We start from the raw sequence: 6,000 nt of genomic DNA on the forward strand, positions 1-6,000 counted from the left end.
GATCGTGAGAACGCCCCGCCGAGCTATGCGATCTCGGCCGCGCAACCCCTCCTGGCCGAACAGCGCGCAACCGCTCTGGTTGTCCGGTCCTGACGGATCAAACGCCCCCGCCCGGTTCGCCGGTGCGGGCTTTTTGTACGGCTCAAACTTCGCCAGCCCAGACGTCGCCAGAGAACGCCGGCGCCCCGAAGAGGCCGCGATCCGGCCCGCGGTGCGATCCAGGCAGCGTGCGTCGCACCGGCCACGACATCGTGCAGGACCACGGGTGACCGACGGCAAGAGCGGTCATTGCTCGTCAACCGGGCCACCGCGCTGGAGTTTCTTTCTCGTACAGGCCCGAATCCGATCAGACCGCCGGCAACACTCACCAGAACCAGATCACTCGGCCCGCAAGGTTATAGATCGGCACCCAAATCGCCGCTGCGGATAAGACGGAGGCTACGACGAGCGGCAGCGGCGGGCGGGTGCCCGACGTCCTCGTTGGCCGCGCAGTCGAAATCACGTCGTCCACTTTCGTAACCCCAAAAATTGCCATTCGGCGGATCAAGCCGTTGAACCACTCGATGACCGGCGCGGACGACTGCAAAATCCCCTCGGGATTTGCTGTACTTGCTGGAACCGGATGAGAGCGGCTCTATGGCAGAACCACCGGATCAGCACAGCTCACTCAGTCGGGTGGTCAGCCATGACGTCACCGCTGGCCGGTTGCGGCCAGACATGGGTCCGCCGAAGGCGCGCAGGGCGACGAGATCATGTTGGTCCCTCGGCTCAGCAAACCGATCCGAATGATCCTAAGCCGGGGCGTGACCTCAAGTCTGGCCGTGGTGTTGCGGGGCATGGCCGACAGCGAGGTCAGCAAGGCGAGCGAGCGAGTTCAACGGGCCGGCGGATATGTTCCAGTGCGCAGATGCGGCTATGGCAGCCTGGGCCGCAGCTTCAGCCCAGGTTCGCGCGCCGGTTGAGAGAGGGGCCGGAATAAGCCGTTATCGAGAACGTCTACCTCTGGCTGCGCCAAGCTTCGCCTCGCCATCAACCTCGCTTGGCCTACGAGGAAATCCATGCGTTCAACCGTTTTCGGCGCCGTTCTCGCCTTCCTGATCCCGGTCTCAGCACTGGCCCAGGAGGCCGGTGATGCGGCGGCCGGCGAGAAAGCGTTCGCCCCTTGCAAGGCGTGTCACAACTTCCAGAAGAATGGTGTTGGCCCGGACTTGAAGGGCGTCGTCGGGCGCAAGGCCGGCACCTACGAAGGCTACAATTTCTCTGCGGCCCTCAAGAATTCTGGCATCACCTGGGACGAGGCCAACCTTCACGAATGGCTGAAGAACCCGAAGGCGAAAGTGCCGGGCAACAAAATGATCTTCCAGGGCATCGCGGACGACAAGAAGATCAACGACGTGATCGCTTACCTTAAGACGCAGTCGTGAACGGACCGCGTTCCTGAATTCTGCGAGCACATGAACCAGCTCCAACAGCATTAATCTCAGACCCGCCCGGCATCGCTGGCGCGGGTCTTCATTGCGCATCGGGCAATCGAACGGCGATAATTGACCTCGGTTTTGAGGCTCAACTTTCTTGCTGCAAGCCGTTTTGCGCGTCGAAGACGGTCGCCGGCGCAACGGATCCGGCATCGATTTCCTCGGTCCCCGCCGGCCCCGACGTCCGGGACTCTTCGTGACTTTCCCCCCTGGCAACACGTTCAGGAACACGAGGGGATGCCGGAGGCGGACGATGGAGACGATGCGGATACTAGGCTTCCGCCGCGGGTTATCCGGTATCGACTGAACTGGAGATCTGCCGTGAAGAAGCTCCTCCTTGGTGCGTGCGCCTTAGCCCTGTCATCCTTCGTTGTGACGCAGACGACCACACCCGCCGACGCGCGCTCACGTCATATGAAATCGGCCAAACGGACCGGCATCCCGATCACGAACAATACCGGCGGACGCGGTTCGTCGAGCTCTGCTGCGGGCGGCAATGCCGGCCAGCCCTCCCGTGGGTCGCGCTCGATCGGCGGCAGCGGCGGTGGTGCCGGCAATGGCGGCGGCGGCTGATCTCGATACGGCAGGGCCTCGACGCCCGCCGCACGCCGGGCGTCGACGCGTATCGAACCTTGTTTGAGCCGACCTCGAGCCACCGGCACGGGCCCGCCCAGGAGGGGGCCTGCCGCTCTGGAAGTTCGTCGAGGCATGCGGCTGAAGCGCCACCGCCTTGGCCTTCAGGCCGGCAGGATATGGAGCATCGCGCCGATCGCACCGAACATGCCCATACCGATCAGTCCCGCGGCGATGTAGATCCGCATCCGGCTTCGATCCGCGGACAGGGGGCGGGTTTCTTCGAGGTAGTCAGACCAATCGACCACGGAGCCCCGTCGGGTTGCACCAGCTTAAGGGCGCGTCCCCTATGCCTCGGCTATGACGGTGCGGTGACCTCGGCAGTTCATCGCGCCTGCTGCTGATTGCGCTGCGCACCCTCGTGCCGGTCCTTCTTCCGGCGGGTGACCGGGATCGGCGTCCCGCCCTCTCCAGCGGCAGACTCGGTCGGCGCGACATTATGGCGGCACTGCGTGCCGCCTGCATTGCCGTCCACGGCATGTGTCAGAGGCAGAGAAGGCCGCCCACACGATGTCCGTCTTGGATGCCTTGGAGTGCTTCTCGCGGACGGACGCCAGCAGCTTCTCTCACTTGATCCCCGGCGCAGCCAGACCCTGCGACGCGCCCGCGGATCTGGCGATCGGAGCCATCCTCATTCCTTCCGTCCATGGACGAGGGCCCGGCTTGCATGAATCGGCGGCCTCAGTTCGCCCCCCCCCCGCTGAGAGAAGCGACACAGTCTTCTCGAAGCATGAAGGCGTCGCCTAATCCATATTACAATTGCATGACACGGCCACACCTTCGGCTTATCGGCCATCGCGCCTTGTTCGCTTGAGGATCAACCCATATTCAGCCGACGTTCCTTCCCGAGACCGGAACCAACTCAGGGCGCGCCTTGCGGATAGGCGCGCCTTTTTCGTTCCACCAGCAGCAGGCGATTGCTCTGTCGATCCCCCGGCTCGCCCACCCCCATTGCAGCTTGCAGCTCCTGAGCGACCGGCACCCGGAGTTACGCCTCCCGCTGGCCTGCCCGCGCATCTGCCGTCCTCGACAAAGCCAAGACTGAGCACGCGCGCCACCCGCATGACGGCGGATTGCGCGCCGTACCGCAATCCGGCGGGTACCCCGGTGCTCCCCGAGCGTGAGACCGCCACTCGGGGGCAGCGATCCGGCAGATTACGGTGCGCCAAGGAGGGCGGTCTGGCGATACGCGCGGGGCGCTAGGCCGTGGCGCTCCTTGAACCGACGGCAGAAATGGGCCTGGATGGCGAAGCCGCAATTGTAGGCCAGGGTGCCGATCGGCACATGTACGAAGCTGCGACCGAACCGAGCAAGCCAGCGTCGGCCCAATTCAGCGCGAGGTTTTGGACCGGCCTGCCCCGTCTTGACCTACGATCAGGCGCGTTTCTCGCCCGATCAGGGCCAGCGCTACGGCTTCGGCTTCTGGCTCGGCGGAGCCGCCTGGTCGGTCTGCGGCTCCATCTTGGATGAATCCGCCTTGGTGGGCGTGTTGTTCTCGGCCTTCTTGTCATCGCAGCCAGTCACGCCGATGGCGAGCAGGGCGATGAGGGCGAGGGGCTTGAGGGCGTTCATGGCGGTCTCCAACACGGTCCCGTGACGGGCGCAGAGAACGCCGAGTGGACCAGGACCGTTCCGGATTGCGCTGTTCCGTGCGTAAGCCAGTCAGTGAAGCCGAGCCGCCGCGCTCAAGCCGATGCCACGCGGCGCAAGGCCCAAGGCGATCCGACGGCGCTCGGTCGGGCCACAATGCTCGTCCTCGAACGCAAAGACGACCATGCCGGTGCGTTCGCAGATCACGCTCACGGATGTCGCACCGTTCCGGGTATGCTGGCGGGGGTACTGCGCCAGGGCATGTGCGGTCGCGGCTTCGAGGCTGCGCGGCCAAAGCTTGGCGGCAACAACCCGGTGATCCTTTAAGAACTCAATCCTGTAGGCCACTGGCTTCCTCCATTTTCGATCAATATAGGCCCATCGTCAGGCCACGACATGCAGTCGAACCGCATATCTTCGCAACGATACATGCAGCCCGCGCACCTCGCGCTCGCGGGGCTCTGATGGGCACCGCCTGTCTCGCCAAGGATGCAATGACATGCAGACAATATTACTTAATAGCTTTGAATAAACAGAGACAGAAAATAATGGACGAATTTCCGATCGTCGATCAAATATCGGACCAAGCAAAACCGGCCGACCCTCGTCGCCGTAATCGTGCTTAGCGGTGATCAACCACAACTGGTTGTCGCTCGTGACCGTGCAGGAAGCATCGAAGCGGCTTGTCACCACGAGATTATGCGGAATGCGATGAAGACCGAGGCGGCAGCAAGCAACCCTATCGGCTGCCGGCCAGAAACAGCCCGGGCTTATTCCAGGTTGGCCATCGCGTTGGCCAAGTCGCACGCCATCATGGCGATCGGCCAGAATGTGGATCTGGAGCCCCCAGGCCATCGCTCCAGGTCGCCGTCGGCCTGGGGCTCACCAAGCTGGTGAGAGCTCAGTCGCGCTTCGGCTGTCAGACTGCGAGGCCTCTCAGGATCACGCCGACTGCGACGAACGCCCCTGCCGAGTAGGCGACAGTGAAGGCGAGGTCGAACATGATCTGCGGTCGCTCTCTACGAAGGCACGGCCGGCCAGTGCGGCTGCTCCGCCGAACGGACGGAACCAGACCGACAACCCAGAGCTGAACAATTAGTTTCTTGCACGCCTCTGGATTTAGCCCCCGACGCAACCGCCGTTCGATGACGCGCCGGACGATAAGAGCTCCAGGGAGTGTCGTGCCGGTGTGGTAGATATCGGCCCGTCGCCCATAGCGATGGCGTGACGGCGGGAGCGAGCGAACCAAGCCAGACTCGCTTCATCCAGAGCTTGTCGAAAGATCGAGTGCTCGCCCGTGCCGGCCCAGACTTGGCTGCTCCCGATCCCGCGGCGGGCGATGCGGCGCCCGGGTTTGGCGGCGATTGCTGCGCTGTCGCGTGAGGCGTGGCCGCAGACCTTCATGGAAGGTCGGTTCCGCCACACCGCATCGACGCGCCGCAATCGGCTTTGTCAGCGGCTCTCAGTACCCATACTCTCCGCGCGAGGGACGCTGGGGCGCACCATAACCTGGGCCGCGCGGCTGGACGCGCGCGCCGTAATCAATCTCGCGTTGCGCCCGTCGATTGGCCAAGGCGCGTCCTGCCAAACAACCGGCAACGGCCCCGACGACGCCACGCTCGGCCAGGTAATGACCCGCGAGCCCGCCGATAATGGCACCCTTGATACAGCCCTTCGCCTCGGCCGAGCCAATGCCAACCAGTGTGATGAGTGCGACCGCTGTCGCTTTAGCCATGACCCGCACGATACCTCTCCCAACCTGTGCCGGACCAACAACGCCGTTTGAAAGACGTTCCTCGGACGCGCAGCCGTCCGTGCGCGCGTGGGACGAATGATGAGTCTGCGCGCCCGCAGGCGGCGTCGAAGACACTCTCGGTCACAAGAGGAACGTCCTTGAGCGGCCTATTGGCGATCGCAGTGAATGTCGCTGGTTCCGCCGGGCAGATCGGACGACATGCGCCAATCGATACCAGACGGGCGGCTCCCGCCGACTATTATAAACGTTCAGCGGGTCAAGCCGCGCATCTGGGCATGAAGCAGACGAAGGCGATGAGACGGGCGTGGGCCAGGGTTCCGACATCGCGCTCGTCATATCTGACGGGACCGCAAAAGCGCATGGCCCAGGCCAACAAGCCCTGATCTGGCCTTGACGCTCATTCTCCCGATTGACGCCGCGATCCCGATATCGGCCGGTTTAGCCCCGTCCTACCAAGCCCGAGAGCACGGCTTCCGTACAACCGGCCGCCCGCCGCTGATGTTTGCGGCAGGTGCCTGCCTGCATCGATGCGCGGCCGGGTCTCGA

At 63.9% G+C, this 6,000-nt stretch carries 7 protein-coding genes; 2 read left to right on the plus strand and 5 right to left on the minus strand.

The features are described from left to right. The first annotated feature begins 1,058 nt into the window (after positions 1 to 1,058). A complete protein-coding gene (locus tag AKJ13_RS13160; RefSeq protein ID WP_050733742.1) occupies positions 1,059 to 1,424 on the plus strand; it encodes a cytochrome c family protein in 366 nt (121 codons plus the stop codon). 372 nt (positions 1,425 to 1,796) lie between these two features. After that, on the plus strand, positions 1,797 to 2,048 hold the full coding sequence (locus AKJ13_RS13165; RefSeq protein WP_050733743.1) for a hypothetical protein: 252 nt from the start codon (positions 1,797 to 1,799) through the stop codon (positions 2,046 to 2,048). 164 nt (positions 2,049 to 2,212) lie between these two features. Here AKJ13_RS13165 and AKJ13_RS32260 read toward each other — a convergent pair whose 3' ends face one another. The 5 genes from AKJ13_RS32260 to AKJ13_RS32625 all read right to left on the minus strand — a co-directional run bounded on the left by AKJ13_RS32260 (position 2,213) and on the right by AKJ13_RS32625 (position 5,442). After that, positions 2,213 to 2,356: a hypothetical protein gene (locus tag AKJ13_RS32260; protein ID WP_200905627.1), complete on the minus strand. Its 144-nt coding sequence runs from the start codon at positions 2,354 to 2,356 to the stop codon at positions 2,213 to 2,215. 907 nt (positions 2,357 to 3,263) lie between these two features. Continuing rightward, on the minus strand, positions 3,264 to 3,392 hold the full coding sequence (locus tag AKJ13_RS31360; protein ID WP_200905628.1) for an AraC family transcriptional regulator: 129 nt from the start codon (positions 3,390 to 3,392) through the stop codon (positions 3,264 to 3,266). A gap of 123 nt (positions 3,393 to 3,515) precedes the next feature. Further along, on the minus strand, positions 3,516 to 3,680 hold the full coding sequence (locus tag AKJ13_RS32265; RefSeq protein ID WP_163006132.1) for a hypothetical protein: 165 nt from the start codon (positions 3,678 to 3,680) through the stop codon (positions 3,516 to 3,518). A 90-nt stretch (positions 3,681 to 3,770) separates the two neighbouring features. Beyond that, positions 3,771 to 4,046 (minus strand): hypothetical protein, encoded by a 276-nt coding sequence (locus AKJ13_RS13170; RefSeq protein WP_064774619.1) that lies wholly within the window; start codon positions 4,044 to 4,046, stop codon positions 3,771 to 3,773. 1,114 nt (positions 4,047 to 5,160) lie between these two features. Next, entirely contained in the window at positions 5,161 to 5,442 is a 282-nt protein-coding gene (locus AKJ13_RS32625; RefSeq protein WP_082316942.1) for a hypothetical protein, read from the minus strand. Between the last annotated feature and the right edge of the window lie 558 nt (positions 5,443 to 6,000).

This window comes from Methylobacterium sp. ARG-1 (assembly GCF_001262595.1).
Classification (GTDB): domain Bacteria; phylum Pseudomonadota; class Alphaproteobacteria; order Rhizobiales; family Beijerinckiaceae; genus Methylobacterium; species Methylobacterium brachiatum.